Genomic DNA, 15,203 nt, shown 5'->3' with positions numbered 1-15,203 from the left:
TATACAGATATTTATGATTTACGAAAGGACAAATCAAGTTAGTTCTTTTTTGTGTAAAATTTATCAAATTATTGATAGTGCTTATTGTTTTTATTATTTATTGAGCATAAAAAAATCCCACAAGTGGGATTTTTATTTTTTATCAACGCTACGCAGCCACTGAATTAAATTAGTCGCGACTTGTCGTTGTTGTGCTCGATTGCTGATCGTCGCGGTTTGATCGCCTTTTTGTTTACCGTAACTACCAAAGCCAGCGTGATTACCGCCTTTGATCTGCACGTATTTGGTATTTCTAGGTAAATTATATTTGGCTTTCTTATAAGCCGTCTGATCCAATACGCCATCACGACTAGCCGTGATCGACAAAACCGGTAAAACCGTGGAACGCAAGCTACCTTTACCATCTGGATAACTAGCTAAGAAGAAAACACCCTTTAACCGTTCTTGATGATTCTGAGCGTAGCGACTAGCCATAACGCCGCCTAGTGAATGGCCACCGATCACATAATCACGCTGTGAATTTTTTAAAACACGATCCGCTTTATTTGGCGCTAAAACGGCCAGGTCCATGGGAAAGCGCACGATATAAACGGGATACCCTGCTGCCGCCACTTGTTTGGCCCAACCACTATAGCTTGCAGGATCAACCAATGCCCCCGGATAGAAAATCACCATTGGCGTGGTCGTTAACTTACTTTTAAAAATCAGCTCTGACCCACTGGTAGTGGCTGACTGGGCCGCCGATTCTGCGGACTGACTAGGTTGGTAAATTTGGGTACGCAAATAAGCCCAACCACTCACCAGCAGAACTAACACAGCCACTACAATTCCCAGTAAAACTTTCGTCCGTTTTTTCATGGAATGCTCCCTTTAAAGATATACTTCATGATACCATACCTCACAGATTCGCTGGCCCCACTTCAAAATTTTGATAATAAATTTAATATTTAGCGTTGCTGACGATGGTCGCTAGCAGCTGAGGAAATTTTATTGCTAATTCTTTGGTACGTAAGGTTAAATAACTATGCCGCCCTTCACGGCGCGTACTGATCAGTCCACTTAGCCGTAAATTACGATAATGTTGCGATAAATTGCTTTTCTTACCTAACTCGTTAAACTCGGCACAGCTAACCTCACCTTCTGCAGCAAATAATTGAGCTACGATCGTTAATCGTGTGGGATCGCTTAATGACTTCAAAATTCCCGCCAATGTTATATCGGCTAATTTCGGCACCGGTAAAACTATATTCATATTGATAACACCTCATATAACTAGACTTATTGCTTTCTCATCTGTTTAGTATATACTAAACAAACGAAAAGAAGTGATTTTCATGGATAAAAATGTTCAAACCATTCAAACCTACTTTGAGTTATCCGATATCGCTGCGCATGATAATCAAGCCTTACAGACCATCATTAGTTTATTCGCCGCAGATAGTCAGATCATTCCGGCCTCAGGTTCCCAGGTAAGCAGTAAAGCACAGATTGCGGCCTTTTTCACCAGCTTCTTCACGCGCAATCAAACATTGAAACACGTTTTTCATACTGACCCAACTACAGTTAATTATAAAACTAGTTGGGCGGTTGCAGGAATAAAGAAATCGGGCGCTCTGTTTACACTACAAGGTAATGATTACTATGAATTTGATGCAGCCGGTAAAATCAGTAAACTAATCGTTGCTGCTAACTAATAGTCACCCACACAAAAAATCAAGCGCGCTTAAAACGCGCTTGATTTTTATTTATCCGCGAATGTAACAAGATCGTTGCTTTGCTTATGGCCGCCCATCCGCCATAATAAAGGACAAAAGGAGGCCGGAAAAATGTCACTAGGTCATTCACTATCAGCGGCACGCTTGGCCAAACAGCTGACCCAAGCAGCTGTTGCTAAAAAATTATACGTCACTCGACAAACCGTTTCGCGTTGGGAACAGAACAAAACGATCCCCAATATCTACGTGCTAAAAGACCTCAGTAGTTTATATGAGCTTTCAATTGATGAGCTACTAGCGGAAACGAAGCAAGCCACCCAACAGAAAGAAGGCACCACAAACATGAAGCACATTAATTTCTTAGCCCTGTTTGGCGTCATTTTCTTTAACATGACGCTCTTCTCCGGCGGCGCAATTACCGCAGTTGCATTATTATTGGCATTATGGGTGATCATTGTCGCGTTTATTCTATCCCCAGTCATTGCATTCCTGGTTTACTTGCTAAATTTACAGCAACTTGCCATTATCCAAGTTATCTTGAGCCTATTTTTATTCGTTATCGGCATCACATTACTGCCGCTAGCGCAAAAAATCACTTTTAGTTTATACGAATTTTTCGTCCGCTATATCAAATACAATCAAAAAACGATCTATAATTAAAACTTGATCAAAAAACTAGCGTGGTAGTAAAATCAAATTTTGCTACCGCGCTAGTTTTATTTAAGAAGATTTATTCTTTTGGCTTCAGGACAAAATGTACCGCTAGATAGCCCAACTTGCGAAAAATAAACTATGCTATTTTCTGATAGAATTTACTGACTAATCGTTAACGAGCAATACAAGCTCTAATGAATTTATAGATCGCAACAAAAAGAAGTGCAAGTGTGATCTCCAAAAAGTTACGCTGTATCGTACTAAATACTATGCCTAAAACTAAACAAAATAGCAATAATCCCCATTTTACCTTGTTAGTTAACTTGGATGGTGCCTTCAAACGGCGATAATTATTCCGTGCAATTGATAGCAAGTAAACATTAATGCCAATAATCATCACTAAAACTAAACCGGCCGTGTGACTCCACCTAATGCTGAATAATTCAAAATCTCTAGCTAACAATAATAACAACAGTAATAAATTAACCACATACGACATCAACCAAATTCGCTGCGCCTCTTTTAGTTCGCGTTCCTTCCGTGCTAGATCATCTGCCATTCCGTTATCCTCCTTTAATAATTCATCTAGCGAAAGCTGGTAATAATCACTAAGTGCGATCAAGCTAGCGATGTCGGGATAACTGCGTTCGTTTTCCCAACTAGAAATCGTTTGTCGAGAAACGTGTAGCTCAGCGGCCACGATTTCCTGGGTCACACCTAATTTTTGGCGTGCGCTTTTTAGTTGTGCACCTAATTTCATACCAACCAGCCTCCTATGCCTTGAGAATAACGGCTCCCTATTTAAGATACCAGAAAAGAAAGTCGGCGTGGTGGTTATTCGTGGCTAAGTTTCTAAGCACGTACGCCTAAAGGAGCAAGCGCGATGTCAAGCGCGCTTAATTTAGCAAAAATAAAATAAGACTAAAACTGATAAACAAACTAAGCATAACGGCAAACCCAGCCGTCAGCTGAATTTTCAAATGGTGCCGCTTTGGCGCATCATCTAGTTCAGCAATCACTTCACGTTGGCGACGCAAAATAAGATACATGAACAACCCCGACCCATTTTGCCCACTGGTCGCCAGTAGCCCAGCCAAATGTGGATGAGCAATATTGCGCGCAGCAGCGTCTAAGCGCACTAACCGCCACAATAAGACTTGGCATAAAATCGCATTGACCGCAAAACTGGCGCCAACCACAAACAACAAGGTGATTTTCATTTTGACCCCTCCTTAAATAACCCAAATCGTAAGCACAAATAACCAGCAAACATTTAAAAGTAGTAACGCCACTAATACTAGCGCCCACCAATACTGTAGCGTAAACACCAACCCGATCACTAAAACCAGATTCAGCAGAATCCCCAACGCGATCAAACGCCCAACTTTGACAAAATTAGTGGTATCAATCAAGTTTTTGACCATTTTTTGATCCCCCCTCAACAATTCATCTAAAGATAATTCATACAAATCAGCCAAATGAATGCAACGTTCAATATCCGGATAACTACGCGAATTTTCCCAATTGGAAATCGTCTGGCGGGAAACCTTCAATTTAGCCGCCTCCATTTCCTGCGATAACTGCTGCTGTTGCCGACATTGTTTAAGCCGTTCGCCGATAATCATTGACATTTCCCCCACTTCCTTTGCTTCCAGTGTACGGAATCCGCATAGATTTGCCTAGCAAATAATTTTGACAACCGCGGCTTAATTAAAATGCTAAAATAGACTTACGAATTACGCGGAGGTTCTGCCATGAAAATCATCATCGCACCAGCTAAAAAAATGCGGCTCGACACCGATTCATTTGCCATTGCCGCCTTGCCACAATACCTAGCGGAAACACAACAAATCTTGACTACTATGCGGCAATTATCCTACGCACAATTAAGAAGTTTGTGGGCCTGTAATGAAAAATTAGCCAAAGCCAACTACCGGTCGTTGCAACAAATCAATCTTAAAGAACGATTAACGCCGGCCTTGCTCGCCTTTTCCGGTATTCAATATCAGTACATGGCCCCAGATGTTTTTACCGCCCCTGCATTAGCGTATGTCCAAGCCAACCTTCGGATCCTATCTGGTTTTTACGGTATTTTGCGTCCTTTTGACGGTGTTGTGCCTTACCGTCTAGAAATGCAAGCGCGCTTAAAAGTTGGCCAAAGCCCTAATTTATATGATTTTTGGGGCGTGAAACCTTACCAAGCACTGCAAACAAACACAGAACCGATCATCAATTTAGCCTCCCAAGAATACGCCAAAATCATCCAACGCCACTTACAACCTGACACACCACTGATCGACATTGTATTCGGACACTGGATCGATGGTAAAATTAAGACCCGCGCCACCTTAGCCAAAATGGCCCGCGGCGAAATGGTTCGTTTTATGGCGGAAAATAACATTCAACGGCTCGCTGAATTGCGGCAATTTAACCGGTTAAATTACCAGTTTATGCCAGAGTTAGCGACAAAAACTAAGTTAGTGTTTATAAATGAGGATAGTAAAAAACGTTGACTAGCAAAACTAGTCAACGTTTTTTTAACCTACCTATATAAGTAGCGTTCCCGCTAAGTTTTCCCCTCGTGCTTTTAAGCGCGCTTGAACTTGCGCTTAGGCCATTACTTCAACAAATATTCCAAATACCGATGGGCATCGGCTAGCGTAGTATTCTCACGCCGTAAAAAGGCCCACTCCAACACCAACAACACCGTATTACTGTAATGATCCGCAATCAATTCCAGCGGAACTGGCACCATAGAAAGATCCAAACAATTGTGAATGATCTCCTGCATATTTAATTTAACGTAGTCCGTAAAATTAACCACCATCGGACCGTTCAATGTATTATTTTTTAAAATTTCAGTCAACTTCTGACTATGATCGGTGAACAATTGGTAAACACGATCAAAAAAGATACTTAATGCCTGCTTCGGAGTCATGGCCTGCTCTGGAGTAATTTTTTGAACATCATCTAAATGAATTTCTTGCGTCAACGTGTACCAACAATAATTTACAAGGTCATATTTATCATCAAAATAATTATAAAACGTTGCGCGCGGAAAGTTACTTAACTGACAAATTTCATTAACACTGATCTGTTCAAAGGATTTCTGCGCTAGCAGCTCAAACATTGTGGTCGAAAAAGCCGCTAAAGTTCTCTGCGCCCCGCGAGTCGGCTTCTTGGTTAAATCATATTTCAAAATTCCTGCTCCTTTTTGACACTTTCCTGAATCTGTCCAAATTTTTGCAAATCGCCAATTTTGCGGCTTGTTTTCATCTTGCGCCCACTTTATCATTATCTTTAAACTTTGACAAGTGTCCAACAATTGGCACAAGTCAAAGTAAACTGTAATTAATATCTATAATGGACATACAAAGTCATTGACAAATCAAAATAAATGAGTAAGATGGTTGCATACAAACATTGTAGAATTAGGGGGTTTCAACGCACACTTTCATAAAAGGATTAGATTAAAATTATAGTTGTTTATCACTTTTATGAATTATTTTTCAGTTAAATTTGTGAGAAAGAGATGAGTTATTGTGAAACGTTTCTGGGAACGCCACGTTGGGGCGCTGATCGCCTGGTTAATCGTGATCGTCGTTGCCTTGGTTGCTATGCCCGATACGACGCGACTGATTCGCGAATATGGTCAAACCAAAATTCCCGCTAGTGCACAGAGCCAAGTTGCTTCGGTGATGCAAGATCACTGGGGCCGTGGCCAAGGTAATACGCGGCAGGTCGTGGTTGTCTTCAATAATGGTAGCCAAAAACTAACGACTACACAAAAAAACAATATCGCCCGGACGGTACATAAGTTGCGAACTAATAAGCAGCAATACCATATTAAAGCCGTCACGGCGGCCAATGATAATTCGGCTACCCGTAAGCAGTTGATTTCTAAAGATCACTCAACCCAGTTAGTTCAATTGATGGTCAGCAAGAAAGATACTGTGCGCAAGATGAACGCTGACATCACTAAGGCAGCCAAAACTACCGGTGTTAAAACTTATATTACCGGTAGTGATATTTTAAATGACGACTTCAGTCAAGCAACTGAAGAAGGGCTCAAGAAAACCGAAGTTATTGCGGCGGTCTTTATTTTCATTGTCTTGATCATCGTCTTCCGTTCACCGATCGTCCCATTGATTTCTTTATTGACCGTTGGTATTTCCGTAGTGACGTCGCTGAGTATCGTCATGAACTTAGTCGATTGGTTCCAATTCCCGCTATCATCATTTACACAAGTGTTCATGGTGGTCGTGCTATTCGGGATCGGTACCGACTACAATATTCTGCTATATGATCAATTCAAGGCTGAGCTTAGTTCGGGGCTAGATTCAGTGGCAGCCACGCGTAAGGCGCGGCGGATTGCTGGCCGGACCATTTTGTACAGTGGTTCGACCATTCTGATCGGCTTCACGGCGCTGTCGTTGGCTAAATTCTCCGTTTATCGCTCGGCCGTCGGGGTCGCTGTCGGGGTCGCCGTCTTATTGCTAGTGCTCCTGACACTGAATCCATTTTTCATGGCCACCTTAGGCGCGCGCATGTTCTGGCCGATCAAGAACTTCGATGGTGGTAGCAACAGCAAATTGTGGCACGGTTTATCCAAACATTCCGTTCTGCATCCCTTCATTGCACTTGGTTTGGTACTTTTAGTCACGTTACCCTTCTTATTCACTTACAGCAGCCAGCTTAACTACGACACGCTAGATGAATTAAGCGATAGTTTGCCAGCTAAGCAAGGCTTCAAAGTCGTTCAGCAGCATTTCTCGAAAGGAACGGCTGAACCGTCAACTTTGTACATTAAAACTAATAAGAAGCTGAATCAGGAACAATATTTAAAGGTGATCGATCAGGTCACCCGCAAATTACAAAAGGAAAAAGGCGTTAAAACAGTGGCCTCGGTCACCCAACCAAGTGGCAGCAAAATCAAGGCCTTGTACGCCAATCAACAATTAGGCACGGTAACCAGTGGTATGAAAACAGCTGGTAAAGGTCTAAAAACAGTTAATAGTGGCTTGACCAAGGCCAGCAATAAGCTAGGTCAAAGCAACATGTCCAGCGGCCTGAGCGGTGTTCAACAGTTGATCAGTGGAACGAATACCTTAACCACTGGTAGTCAGCAGTTGACCAGCGGTACGGGCCAACTAGCAAGCGGTGCGACAACTCTAAGTAACAGTCTTGGTACATTGAATAGCTCCACCGGAACTTTAGCTGCCGGAGTGAATCAATTAACCAGTGGTGCCTACGTGTTGCAAAATGGCCTTGGCCAATACACCACAGGGGTCGGCCAACTTAACAGCGGTTTATCCCAGTTGGCTGGCAGTTCTGATCAGGTTACCAGTGGTGTCCAAAGCCTAGTCAGTCAAAGCAGTCAGTTGCCTCTAGCGGTGGCCGGTTTGACTGCCTATAATAATGGTATCGCCAGTGGGGTGACGCAGATCAATAGTGCGTTGGCCGCTAATCAATCAAAACTAGCCGCCTTAAGTAGCGCCCAAACACAGCTACAAAGTTTAAGTAGTCAAAGTGCGGCGCTGAAAAAAGAAGTTGCTCAAGCGCAAACGATCGAACCGCAGCTGGATAAAATGCTCACGTTATTAGATAGCTTACAAGCTGCGAAAACGCAGATCAGTAGTTTGCAGTCGGCCGCAACTTCATTGGAGCAGACCCAAACAACACTAAAAAGTGCTTTGACGCAGATCGGTACGCGTGATACCGCTGCGGCAACAGCGGATAAATCAGTTATCGCTGCCGCACAAAAGATCGTAGCTGATTCTTCTGCCACCGCTGCATCGAAGGCCCAAGCCGAAACGATCATCAAAACAGCGACGGCCAGTTTAACTAATAATTTAGCCGCTAACGGTACGACCTTAACGGCGCTACAAAAATCTGCTAGCCAAACGTCATTACCTGATCTATCTGGCTTAACGACCTTAGCTAACCAGTTACCAAGTGATAGCGATATTAGCAGCTTAAAGACTGAATTAACGGGCATGAAAACCATGCTCGCCGACGCCAATAAAATGCTAAGCCAGACTAGTAATTTGACCAGTGCGACTAGTGGCCTTAGTGCACTACAAAGTCAGATGACAACTTTGACCCAGTCCCTAGCGCAATTACAAACTGCCGCCAATCAAGCTTCCAGCGTTGCCACCCAATTGAACGCTGGTGTTAACGGTAGTGGCGTCGATACAACTAACCAAAGCACGATCAACGCCACCATCGGCCAATCACAAATGGCTAGTCAGATCAGTCAATTAGCTGCCGGCTTAAATCAATATACCAGCGGCGTTGACTCTGCTGCTAGTGGGGCCAGCCAATTGAATGCCAACTCCGCCGCTTTAACTAGTGGCACCAGTCAGTTAGCCGGTGGCTTAGGAACCTTAAATGGCCAGATCCCAGCCTTGACAAGCGGTGTTAGTCAGTTAAGCAGTGGCGCCAGCCAATTAGCCAGTGGTGCTAGTCAATTAAATGCTAAAGCACCACAATTGACTGCCGGTTTGATCCAAGTCAATAATGGTCAGAAAACAATGTACACCACTTTACAAGGCTTAGTTAGTCAAATGCAGACCTTGCATAACGGCTTAGTTAGCGCTAGTGGTGGCATCACTAAGATCAACAAAGGTGTTTCCAGTGCCGATAGTTATTTAACCGGCTTAAAGGGCTCCGCAGCGGCGAATAATTTCTATATTCCAGCTAATGTCCTTAAAGGTAAAACCTTTGCGGCAGCGATCAAGTCCTATATGTCAGGTAACAAGCACACCACTAAGTTAACCATCGTGTTGAACACAAATCCAAGTTCAGCGAAGTCGATGGCGCGAATCGATTCACTCCAAAGTGAAGTTCAAAACGAACTAAAAGGAACGCCACTTTCCGGTGCAAAAGTTGCTATCGGTGGTCAAACCGCCTCGATCTCTGACACGCACCATATTGCCAGCAGCGACTTCACGCGGACAGCGGCAATTATGTTAGTCGGTATTTTGTTAGCCTTGATCGTTATCACCCGGTCGATCCTACAACCGTTCTACATTCTAGGTACCCTATTGTTGGCCTACGTCACTTCCTTAAGTTTGACACGCTGGTTCAGTGCTGCAGTCCTTGGGCAAAGCATGTTGACCTGGAATACACCGTTCTTCTCCTTCGTCATGTTAGTGGCGTTAGGGGTCGACTACAGTATCTTCCTGATGATGAAGTATCGGGAGTATGGGCTTACCGACGGCACCCCAAGCACGCGAATCATTGCCGCTTCAGGTGTGATCGGCGCCGTGGTTATTTCCGCCGCGATCATCCTTAGTGGGACCTTCGCCGCTTTGATTCCATCTGGTGTCCTCACCTTGATCCAAGTTGCGTTAGCCGTCATTATTGGTTTGATCATTTTGGTGATCATCTTACCAGTCGTTATTTCCAGCTTGATCCATTTAACTTATCCGTTAAAAGATAAGTTGGACGACAATCTTAAGAAACGTAAACATTAATGCAGTTCTAGGTTGGCAGTAACCGTTAAAATAATTGCAAAAGCTTAACCAGCCTGCTGCAGATTAAAAACGTGCCCCTGAAATCAAGTTTGATTTCAAGGGCACGTTTTTTGGGTTCAAATAAACTGTTCGATCGTAGCTAAAACACCATCATGGTCATTATCCGCTGCCGTCACATTAGGTGCTTGGCGGCGGAAAGTAGCCGCCGCATTTTTCATAGCAAAGCCGTAGGGCGTGGCCGTCAGCATGGCCAGATCATTTTCGTTATCGCCGAAAGTCAGCATTTCATCATCAGCGATATGGTAACGCTGCTGCAGCTTATGCAGCCCAGTCAACTTATCAATACCGGTATTACCAATCAATTCAGTGTTAAAGCCGGAATTTTGGCTCATCAGCGTCGCTGGTAGCGCAGCGCGCAATTGCTTGACCGCCGTTGCATAATCCAACTGTGGTGCAAAGGTCAAACTGATCTTAGTGAGCTGATCGTGGACCTGTGCCGCCGAAATCGTGGCCAGATCATCCACCTTTTCCAACGCATAATAGTACCGGTGAATATTGCGATACGTGGTAGGTGAGATCTGCCGATCAATATAAGTTTTGCTCAAACCGGAAACGGTTCGCTGCACGATCGCATTAGCCGGAAAATCCTGCCGCATGATCGCAAAAGTCTGCGCTAAATCGGCGGGTTTGATCGCATCGACGGCCAGCAATTCAGTACCACTATGAACGATCGCACCGTTTTGCGAAATGAAATCTAGTTCATTTTTAACTGCAGCAAACTGGCTTTGCAGCCGCTGATATTGCGAACCGCTGGCCACAACAAAATGAATGCCCGCCTGTTTGATCCGTTTAAATAACGCCATAAAGTGGTGTTTATCGTACGTGTCCTGCTGATTTAGAAAAGTGCCATCCATATCGACGACCACCATTTTAATACTCATTTCTTACCATCCCTTATGCACCAATTTTTCCATTTATTCAAATCATCTGTTTTTAGTATAGCAAATCAGCGGCTAAAAAAATAACCGCCGCGCATCAACTTCAACGAATTGATGCACGGCGATCATTGAAAACGTAACTTTATACAAAATGATACTGGCGATTGCGCAGTAAAACACCGATCACGATCGCCACGCCGATCAATGTGACCACCACATCGATTTGAAAAACCCGCAGGACGCTTGCAGCAGTATCGTTGATAATAAAGCTGGAAACAAACGGTCCAACAAAGTAAGTTAGCGCGGTGGCAAAACTGTAGTAACCGGTCACTTTACCTTTTTGCAATGGGAAATACTGAGTCAATACCGTAAGCCCTAGTTGCCAGATCCCGCCAGCTGCGAAGAAGCCGATCACGATACTGGTCATGCGTAAAACCAATAAGCTGGGAGCCACTACTAAAAGCAGCAAGAAAACCAGCGAGATCGTAGAATAATACAGCACTAAATGCAGCGGACGGATCTTGGTCACCAATATTGAGGTAATAAATACCGAGATCAGCGATGAACTAGCGTACCAAGAAATTAACCCTTTCGCAACATCACTATTTAGACCTAAAACGGTGATCCCAAAATTAGGAACGTATTGCGAATAAATATAAAAGGTAAAGGAAATGGTAAAGCCAAGGACGATCAATGCGCTGCCGTCAATGGCCATACTCGGTTTATTCTGCGTTAATGGTTGGGCGGCTGGTGTAGCTGTTTGCTTCGCCGGTGCTGGCTTAGCCGTCTGCGGCGCAAACGTGATCTTGATAATGCAGAGAATGTCGACCACGATCACTAAGGCCATCACGACCAGCGTAAATTTAGCGTCGGGAACCAGCGCCACAATAAACGGTAATACAAATTGTGCCAACGACATCGCGGCCTTATTCAGCGAATTCATACTAGCCGCATGACTGCCAAAAGCATCGGTCAATGCCGGATAACTGGAAGCATCATCAAATGAATTGGTGACCCCTAAGAACAAAGCGAAGATCGCGGCCATGATCAGATCAGTACTAAACGCCAAACCAAGTAGGAAAACGATCGTTGCGCCCATTCCCACCAACATGGTCGGCTTACGCCCTAAACGATCGGATAAAGCCCCCGCAAAGAGCACCGTGACCAAACGGCCGATCCCGATCATCGCGATCACCGTTGAGATCCCAGCAACATTAGTATGCCATAATCTTTGAAAGTTAGAACTGTATTGCGAAATAATGATCGTTGCCATCCCGAGAATGGCGTAATTGACGTAGATTCCTGCCGCTAATGGTATAAACCGTTTTTTCATTTTGTTAACCTCGATCCAGCATCCTCATGGCCACTGCTTAGGCGGTCACACCAACAGATTCTCGTTTACTACGTTTAACGAATAGTGCAAAAGCGATTCCGATCAAAGTAATGACCACGTTTAATAAAATGATCAACCGCGGGGCATTACTACTAAATGTACTGGTAATATAGGCAGCTAACGATAAGACGGCGTAGTTAGCCACACTGGAGGCGATCATAACCAACGAAGTTGCCGTTCCTTTGCTGGTCGGGAAAAACTCGATCGTTGTTGACGTGGCCAATTGTAGTACCCCACCAGCCGCCGAATAACCAATCACAAAGCTGCCAATGTACAAAATAACTGGCTGCTGAATGAAATAACATAATAATAACATAACCACAGCAATACTAGGATACAAAACCAAAACAGTAGTTTCCTTGATCCCCATATGAATCAACTGGGCAGTGACTAACACAGCCAAGGCCGCACCAGCCGCGTAAAACGACTGTAAAACACTGGGATCCTTAATCCCGTAGCTAGTCCCTAATTCTTGGTTACAATTTAGCCACAACATGAAGGTGGTCGAACTGGTAAAACCGATCAAGATCGCAGCGATCGCGCCCGCAGAAAAATGCATGCGCGCTTTTTTTGCCGGTTTAGCAGACGTTGCGGCTTGGGCTTTATTTTGAACCGGAAACGGCAAGAATAACAGCGAAACAGCTGCGACTAACATGGCGATGCCACAAATAACAAAAATCGTGTGGTAAGAAAATTTTGCCATGGCGATCCAACCAATGAAAAACGGCAATAAGAACTGGGCAGTCACGATCGAAAATTTCGTGAATAAATTGGCGATCGACGCTGACTTGGGAAACATTTCCATTAAGCTAGGTGAAACACAAGTGTCCAAAAAGGAATTGGCTACCCCGTTTAAAATCCCGATGGCGTAAGCAAGCCAGAAGCTTTTACTAAAAGCGATCCCGAAGAAGAAGCCCGCGTACAACAAGACCCCGATCAAGCCACTGACCCGGCGACCGAACTTATCAGAAACCGGCCCCGAAAACGGATAGGCGATCAAGCGCCCTAAACCAAAGGCTGCGATCACAGAAACCACCATACTGACGTTAACCACTCCAGAAGATAGCGTCTGAGCACCCCATGCCTTTGCAAACTCAGTTTTATACTGACTAAGCACAGAGGACGCAATGCCTAACATGGCGTAAGAAAAATATAAAATCAACGCAGTTGGTAAATATTTTTTAGAATTTTCCATAATCAACTACTCCTGACTGAAAAAGAGTTGGCCAACTTCCTTAACTGGCATTGTTTCACCTGTGTAAAGCTTGAATGCAGCGGCACCTTGCCATAATAACATACCGCGACCACCGATCACGGTAGCCCCTTTGGCTTCAGCATCTTGCATCATTTTCGTTTTATCGGGACTGTATACTGTGTCCGTTACAACTAAACCAGGCCGGAACACGGAAGTATCCGCAATATTAGTGGCGTCAACATTAGGTGTCATCCCTACTTTAGTGGCATTACCGAAAATATCACTGGCACCGATCAAACGGTATAAATTCGCGGTATCGGCAATATCGTTAACCGTCACTTTGCAAGCTGGCACGCTAGCCATAATTTTATTAGCGGTTTGTTCCGCATTACCGAAAAAGGCATCTTTCGGATTAAAGATGTTGATCTGCTTGGCACCATCTAAAGCAACTTGAACGGCGATCGCAGTTCCAGCGCCGCCAGCACCGAGTAACGTGATCGTTTTGCCTTTAACGTCGACCCCATGCTGCTTCAAATTAGCTACATAACCAGCACCATCCGTATTATGACCGGTAAGGACACCGTTATCATTAACGATCGTGTTGACCGCCCCAATCAACTTCGCGGCTGGCGATAGTTGATCAACTAATTCGGCCGCCTTTTGTTTACAAGGCATGGTAACATTGGCGCCACGCATGTTAAACAACCGCATTGTGTCCAAAGCTTGTTTCATTTCGGCCGCCTGAATGTCAAACGCCAAGTAAGCATAATTAATGCCACTGTGCGCAAAACTATAATTGTACATGGCTGGCGAGCCAGAGTGACCAACTGGCGAACCAAACAAACCTAACATAACGGTATGACCATCAATTCTTTTTTCCATAAAATATCACCTGTTCAATTAAATTCAGGTTCGGCTATTTTCCAGCTGCAGCCTGTTGCTGTTCGTATTCTTGATATTCTTTAACTGGCATTTCTTGACCAGCAAATAATTTATAACCGGCGGCACCTTGCCATAACAGCATGCCTTTACCAGGAGCAGTTTGGCAGCCGATTTTTTCAGCATCTAAGATCAACTTCGTTTTTAAAGGACTATAAACGGTATCGGCGACAACTAGATCCTTGCGTAAGAAGCTGGGGTCGATCAATGATTGCCCATCTAACGGTTTCATGCCGACCACCGTTGCGTTGACCAAAATATCCGCATCAGCGATCTCTGCTTTTAATTTTGCCGTATCCGCTAATGGGTACGCATTGACGATTACTGTTGGTGCTGCCTTTTCGATCTTTTTAACGGTTTCTTGCGCCCGTGGATAAAATTCATCATCCCGGTTGAAGATCGCTAGCTCGCGGGCACCATCCAGAGCACTTTGAACTTGTAAAGCGGTCGCGGCGCCACCAGCTCCGAGAACCACTAGTTTTTTACCTTTAACATCGATCCCGTGTTCCTTTAAATTACGAACAAAGCCGATGCCGTCGGTAATGTGGCCGGTGATATGGCCGTTATCGTTGACGAATACATTGATCGCGCCGATGATCTTTGCGGCAGGCGATAATTCATCGACTAACGTTGCGGCGATATTCTTGCAGGGCATGGTGATGTTGCCGCCGCGAACTTTAAACAAGCGAATGGCAGCCATTGTTTGCGCCATTTGTTCTTTTTGAACATCAAAGGCAAGATAAGCGTAATCTAAGCCTTGTTTCTGGAAGCTAAAATTATACATGGCCGGTGAGCCAGAATGGCCGACTGGCGAGCCAACTAAACAATAGAGTCCGGTAGTTCCTGAAATTCTTTTTTCCATGATAGGTTCGACCTTTCATTATTAAGTTC

Annotated in this window: 15 protein-coding genes; 4 read left to right on the top strand and 11 right to left on the bottom strand. The window is 44.3% G+C overall.

Annotated features, from left to right (window positions below):
• Positions 1–132 precede the first annotated feature (132 nt).
• Both FFM78_RS00285 and FFM78_RS00280 read right to left on the bottom strand, forming a co-directional pair.
• Positions 133–858 carry an alpha/beta hydrolase gene (locus FFM78_RS00285; RefSeq protein WP_137636435.1) on the bottom strand — a complete coding sequence of 242 codons (726 nt, stop codon included), beginning with the start codon at positions 856–858 and terminating at the stop codon, positions 133–135.
• A gap of 82 nt (positions 859–940) precedes the next feature.
• Positions 941–1,252: an ArsR/SmtB family transcription factor gene (locus tag FFM78_RS00280; protein ID WP_137636434.1), complete on the bottom strand. Its 312-nt coding sequence runs from the start codon at positions 1,250–1,252 to the stop codon at positions 941–943.
• Between the two features lie 82 nt (positions 1,253–1,334).
• Between FFM78_RS00280 and FFM78_RS00275 the strand changes: the two genes are divergently transcribed.
• Both FFM78_RS00275 and FFM78_RS00270 read left to right on the top strand, forming a co-directional pair.
• Entirely contained in the window at positions 1,335–1,694 is a 360-nt protein-coding gene (locus FFM78_RS00275) for a nuclear transport factor 2 family protein (protein ID WP_137636433.1), read from the top strand.
• 132 nt (positions 1,695–1,826) lie between these two features.
• Positions 1,827–2,375 (top strand): helix-turn-helix domain-containing protein, encoded by a 549-nt coding sequence (locus FFM78_RS00270; RefSeq protein WP_137636432.1) that lies wholly within the window; start codon positions 1,827–1,829, stop codon positions 2,373–2,375.
• Between the two features lie 166 nt (positions 2,376–2,541).
• On the opposite strand, the gene FFM78_RS00265 is transcribed toward FFM78_RS00270, so the two are convergent.
• The 3 genes from FFM78_RS00265 to FFM78_RS00255 all read right to left on the bottom strand — a co-directional run bounded on the left by FFM78_RS00265 (position 2,542) and on the right by FFM78_RS00255 (position 4,000).
• Complete coding sequence (locus tag FFM78_RS00265) at positions 2,542–3,129, bottom strand: helix-turn-helix domain-containing protein (RefSeq protein ID WP_137636431.1); 588 nt, start codon at positions 3,127–3,129, stop codon at positions 2,542–2,544.
• A gap of 136 nt (positions 3,130–3,265) precedes the next feature.
• A complete protein-coding gene (locus FFM78_RS00260; protein WP_137636430.1) occupies positions 3,266–3,589 on the bottom strand; it encodes a hypothetical protein in 324 nt (107 codons plus the stop codon).
• 12 nt (positions 3,590–3,601) lie between these two features.
• Positions 3,602–4,000 (bottom strand): helix-turn-helix transcriptional regulator, encoded by a 399-nt coding sequence (locus FFM78_RS00255; protein ID WP_223876970.1) that lies wholly within the window; start codon positions 3,998–4,000, stop codon positions 3,602–3,604.
• A 123-nt stretch (positions 4,001–4,123) separates the two neighbouring features.
• Between FFM78_RS00255 and yaaA the strand changes: the two genes are divergently transcribed.
• A complete protein-coding gene (gene yaaA, locus FFM78_RS00250) occupies positions 4,124–4,882 on the top strand; it encodes a peroxide stress protein YaaA (RefSeq protein WP_137636429.1) in 759 nt (252 codons plus the stop codon).
• A 104-nt stretch (positions 4,883–4,986) separates the two neighbouring features.
• On the opposite strand, the gene FFM78_RS00245 is transcribed toward yaaA, so the two are convergent.
• Entirely contained in the window at positions 4,987–5,568 is a 582-nt protein-coding gene (locus FFM78_RS00245) for a TetR/AcrR family transcriptional regulator (protein WP_223876969.1), read from the bottom strand.
• A 343-nt stretch (positions 5,569–5,911) separates the two neighbouring features.
• Here FFM78_RS00245 and FFM78_RS00240 point away from each other — a divergent pair, with 343 nt between their 5' ends.
• Positions 5,912–9,847 carry an MMPL family transporter gene (locus FFM78_RS00240; protein WP_137636427.1) on the top strand — a complete coding sequence of 1,312 codons (3,936 nt, stop codon included), beginning with the start codon at positions 5,912–5,914 and terminating at the stop codon, positions 9,845–9,847.
• Positions 9,848–9,963: 116 nt separating this feature from the next.
• Here FFM78_RS00240 and FFM78_RS00235 read toward each other — a convergent pair whose 3' ends face one another.
• The 5 genes from FFM78_RS00235 to FFM78_RS00215 all read right to left on the bottom strand — a co-directional run bounded on the left by FFM78_RS00235 (position 9,964) and on the right by FFM78_RS00215 (position 15,174).
• A complete protein-coding gene (locus FFM78_RS00235) occupies positions 9,964–10,788 on the bottom strand; it encodes an HAD-IIB family hydrolase (protein ID WP_137636426.1) in 825 nt (274 codons plus the stop codon).
• Positions 10,789–10,927: 139 nt separating this feature from the next.
• The gene (locus tag FFM78_RS00230) at positions 10,928–12,118 is read right to left on the bottom strand and encodes an MFS transporter (RefSeq protein ID WP_137636425.1); all 1,191 of its coding nucleotides are present in this window, start codon (positions 12,116–12,118) and stop codon (positions 10,928–10,930) included.
• Positions 12,119–12,155: 37 nt separating this feature from the next.
• Entirely contained in the window at positions 12,156–13,373 is a 1,218-nt protein-coding gene (locus tag FFM78_RS00225) for an MFS transporter (protein WP_137636424.1), read from the bottom strand.
• Between the two features lie 6 nt (positions 13,374–13,379).
• Positions 13,380–14,255, bottom strand: a complete 876-nt coding sequence (locus FFM78_RS00220; protein ID WP_137636423.1) for a shikimate dehydrogenase — start codon at positions 14,253–14,255, stop codon at positions 13,380–13,382.
• A gap of 34 nt (positions 14,256–14,289) precedes the next feature.
• Positions 14,290–15,174, bottom strand: a complete 885-nt coding sequence (locus tag FFM78_RS00215) for a shikimate dehydrogenase (RefSeq protein ID WP_137636422.1) — start codon at positions 15,172–15,174, stop codon at positions 14,290–14,292.
• Positions 15,175–15,203: the final 29 nt, after the last annotated feature.

The sequence above is a fragment of the Loigolactobacillus binensis genome, from assembly GCF_005405165.1.
Lineage (GTDB): Bacteria > Bacillota > Bacilli > Lactobacillales > Lactobacillaceae > Loigolactobacillus > Loigolactobacillus binensis.
Note: the sequence above shows the minus strand (reverse complement) of the source record. Positions and strands in the feature narration are given on the sequence as shown.

What these genes read in the sequence shown, in the direction of transcription:
- FFM78_RS00285 (WP_137636435.1), bottom strand. Translation starts at nt 858, where the DNA reads ATGAAAAAACGGACGAAAGTTTTACTGGGAATTGTAGTGGCTGTGTTA.
- FFM78_RS00280 (WP_137636434.1), bottom strand. Translation starts at nt 1,252, where the DNA reads ATGAATATAGTTTTACCGGTGCCGAAATTAGCCGATATAACATTGGCG.
- FFM78_RS00275 (WP_137636433.1), top strand. Translation starts at nt 1,335, where the DNA reads ATGGATAAAAATGTTCAAACCATTCAAACCTACTTTGAGTTATCCGAT.
- FFM78_RS00270 (WP_137636432.1), top strand. Translation starts at nt 1,827, where the DNA reads ATGTCACTAGGTCATTCACTATCAGCGGCACGCTTGGCCAAACAGCTG.
- FFM78_RS00265 (WP_137636431.1), bottom strand. Translation starts at nt 3,129, where the DNA reads ATGAAATTAGGTGCACAACTAAAAAGCGCACGCCAAAAATTAGGTGTG.
- FFM78_RS00260 (WP_137636430.1), bottom strand. Translation starts at nt 3,589, where the DNA reads ATGAAAATCACCTTGTTGTTTGTGGTTGGCGCCAGTTTTGCGGTCAAT.
- FFM78_RS00255 (WP_223876970.1), bottom strand. Translation starts at nt 4,000, where the DNA reads ATGTCAATGATTATCGGCGAACGGCTTAAACAATGTCGGCAACAGCAG.
- yaaA (WP_137636429.1), top strand. Translation starts at nt 4,124, where the DNA reads ATGAAAATCATCATCGCACCAGCTAAAAAAATGCGGCTCGACACCGAT.
- FFM78_RS00235 (WP_137636426.1), bottom strand. Translation starts at nt 10,788, where the DNA reads ATGAGTATTAAAATGGTGGTCGTCGATATGGATGGCACTTTTCTAAAT.
- FFM78_RS00230 (WP_137636425.1), bottom strand. Translation starts at nt 12,118, where the DNA reads ATGAAAAAACGGTTTATACCATTAGCGGCAGGAATCTACGTCAATTAC.
- FFM78_RS00225 (WP_137636424.1), bottom strand. Translation starts at nt 13,373, where the DNA reads ATGGAAAATTCTAAAAAATATTTACCAACTGCGTTGATTTTATATTTT.
- FFM78_RS00220 (WP_137636423.1), bottom strand. Translation starts at nt 14,255, where the DNA reads ATGGAAAAAAGAATTGATGGTCATACCGTTATGTTAGGTTTGTTTGGT.
- FFM78_RS00215 (WP_137636422.1), bottom strand. Translation starts at nt 15,174, where the DNA reads ATGGAAAAAAGAATTTCAGGAACTACCGGACTCTATTGTTTAGTTGGC.